Source organism: Sodalis-like endosymbiont of Proechinophthirus fluctus, from assembly GCF_001602625.1.
In the GTDB taxonomy this organism is placed as follows: domain Bacteria; phylum Pseudomonadota; class Gammaproteobacteria; order Enterobacterales; family Enterobacteriaceae.
Map to the genome: position 1 here is coordinate 1,287 of NZ_LECR01000013.1, position 2,319 is coordinate 3,605.

Here is a 2,319-nt window from a genome sequence, read left to right on the forward strand (position 1 = left end):
AGCTGCCGACCGTTCTGATTAACGCCGATGTCGGACGCGTGCGATCCCTGGCACGCAAGCGATATCACTACACACAGTCAGGCCGAGCCCATGGTGAGCACGGAAAAATCGCGCCTACTTACTACTCCTAGCCAAGCGGCACCCAGCCACGCTAGCAGCGCTGTGACTCCGCTTCAAAGTAAATAGCTGCTTTCCCCAGTATTTCCACCACCAGCAGGTCTCCCAAAATCAGCCAAAAATTGTGTGGATGCACCCGTATCGCCTCTAATATCATACTTTGCTCCGGCCGGATTGGCTTTCCTTGACGAGTTCACCGATACCTCCAATGGCACCCAACAGATTACTGACGTCCAGCGGTATCATGATGACTTTACTGTTGCCGGCAGAGCCAATTTTTTGCAGCGCGTCGGTGTATTTCTGCGCCACGAAGTAGTTGATAGCCTGGATATTTCCGGCGGCGATGGCCTCGGAGACCATCTGCGTGGCCCGTGCTTCCGCTTCGGCGGCGCGTTCACGGGCCTCGGCCTGCAAAAACGCCGACTGCCGCTCTCCCTCGGCTTTCAGGATTTGCGACTGTTTCTCCCCTTCAGCACGCAAAACGGCTGACTGGCGAACACCTTCCGCCTCTAGAATATTAGCGCGCTTGGTTCGCTCTGCTTTCATCTGAGCGTTCATCGCAGCAATCATTTCTGCCGGCGGGCGCACATCTCGGATTTCGACGCGGGTGACCTTTATGCCCCATGGATTTGTTGCTTCATCGACGATTTGCAACAGCCTGACGTTAATGCTATCGCGCTGCGACAGCATTTCGTCTAGCTCCATGGCGCCAAGAACAGTGCGGATATTGGTCATAGTTAGATTGAGGATCGCCTGCTCGAGATTACTGACTTCATACGCGGCGCGTGCTGCATCCACCACCTGGGTAAAACAGACGGCATCAATGGTCACATTGGCGTTATCCTTGGAGATGATCTCTTGGGAAGGGATATCCAGTACCTGTTCCATCATATTGATTTTACGGCCTATACGATCTATAAATGGCACAACTAGATTCAGACCGGGTTTTAGCGCCTGCGTAAAGCGGCCGAATCGCTCAACCGTCCATTGATGGCCTTGCGGCACGATCTTGATACCCACCGCTACCGCGATCAAGGCGAGCACGACCAGAACGAGAATGACTATTAACATAGGTTAAGACTCCTTTTTAGTGCCAGAGAATTAGGAAGAGAAGATACAACAAAGCGCGCAAGGTTACAGTGATGCACGCAATAAAACGGACGGGATCGTTGCCGTTTAGCGGCGCCAAGCGCGTTTTTTGCGATCTTCGCCGTCAGCGGATGAGGCTGGAACAGCAAAAGAGAGCAGGTGTTCCCTATGGCGCGCCTGGCGTTCGGAATCGATTAATACAGTAAGCAGTAGGGAATAAAGCTGACGGCGGTATCTTGCCTACCAGCCGCCCAGTGCCGCCAAAATATCCATTAAGATTTTACGCGCTTCGCCGTCGGCGGTGCCAAGATCATTTTTTAAATAGCCCATTAACAACTCTAGCACTTCCTTAATTACATCATACATTTGATGGATCTGAAGGACCAGCTGTACCGCCGCTAGCGCGGCATCGTACGGCGCACGTTTCACCTGTTGTTGCAACTGCTGAATTTCCGGCGGATCAAGCCCGCTTGGATCAGCAGCTCGATCTGCGCCAGTAAATCTTAGTAGCGGGTATCTTTAATCCTGTAGCAGGAACTGGTCCAGCACCTCCTGCGCATCATTGGGATGATTGATAAGTTGCAGATAGGTTTCCTTCAGCAACAAGTCCGGCTTCGCTGGCTGGCTTGTGTTCCTGCCACAGTGCTTTTAAGGCACAGAGCAACGGCGAAATCGCCTGCCTGCACCAGTGCTGTGGCCTACTGCAATTGCAGCTCGGCGGGATCTGGCAAAGTGCAGGTCAGCAGCTCGCGCAGTGTTTCTTCCGAATGAGGCCCATGAAAACTATCAAGCGGCTGACCCTTTTTGAAAATATACAAGTAGGGATATGGAGCACAGGCCGAATTTGGCGGCGATATACTGCTGTTTGTCTTAGTCTACCTTCGCTAACACGAATTGCCCAGCATATTCCTGCGCTAGCTTGTCCAGCACTGGCGTCATCTGATCCTAATGCGGGCTACATTGGGATCAGAAATAGAATAGCACCGGTTCCTGCATGGACTGTTCCAGTGTTTGCTACAGGTTGGTTTCGTTAATTTCAACCACTGTGGCGTTTAACATGTAATTTCTCTCAATTATTTTGGCAGTATATGAGGGCGAACATGCCGCGCTTCA

Annotated in this window: 2 protein-coding genes and 1 pseudogene; all 3 read right to left on the reverse strand. The window is 52.0% G+C overall.

Annotated elements, in window-relative coordinates; translation table 11 throughout:
• Positions 1 to 151: 151 nt before the first annotated feature.
• Positions 152 to 274, reverse strand: a complete 123-nt coding sequence (locus tag BG74_RS18725) for a hypothetical protein (RefSeq protein WP_256364183.1) — start codon at positions 272 to 274, stop codon at positions 152 to 154.
• On the reverse strand, positions 271 to 1,188 hold the full coding sequence (locus tag BG74_RS01675; RefSeq protein ID WP_066596138.1) for an SPFH domain-containing protein: 918 nt from the start codon (positions 1,186 to 1,188) through the stop codon (positions 271 to 273). Before BG74_RS01675 ends, BG74_RS18725 begins: the two co-directional genes overlap by 4 nt.
• 258 nt (positions 1,189 to 1,446) lie before the next feature.
• Positions 1,447 to 2,214 (reverse strand): annotated as a pseudogene (locus tag BG74_RS01680) (tetratricopeptide repeat protein).
• Positions 2,215 to 2,319: the final 105 nt, after the last annotated feature.

What these genes read in the sequence shown, in the direction of transcription:
- BG74_RS18725 (WP_256364183.1), bottom strand. Translation starts at nt 274, where the DNA reads ATGATATTAGAGGCGATACGGGTGCATCCACACAATTTTTGGCTGATT.
- BG74_RS01675 (WP_066596138.1), bottom strand. Translation starts at nt 1,188, where the DNA reads ATGTTAATAGTCATTCTCGTTCTGGTCGTGCTCGCCTTGATCGCGGTA.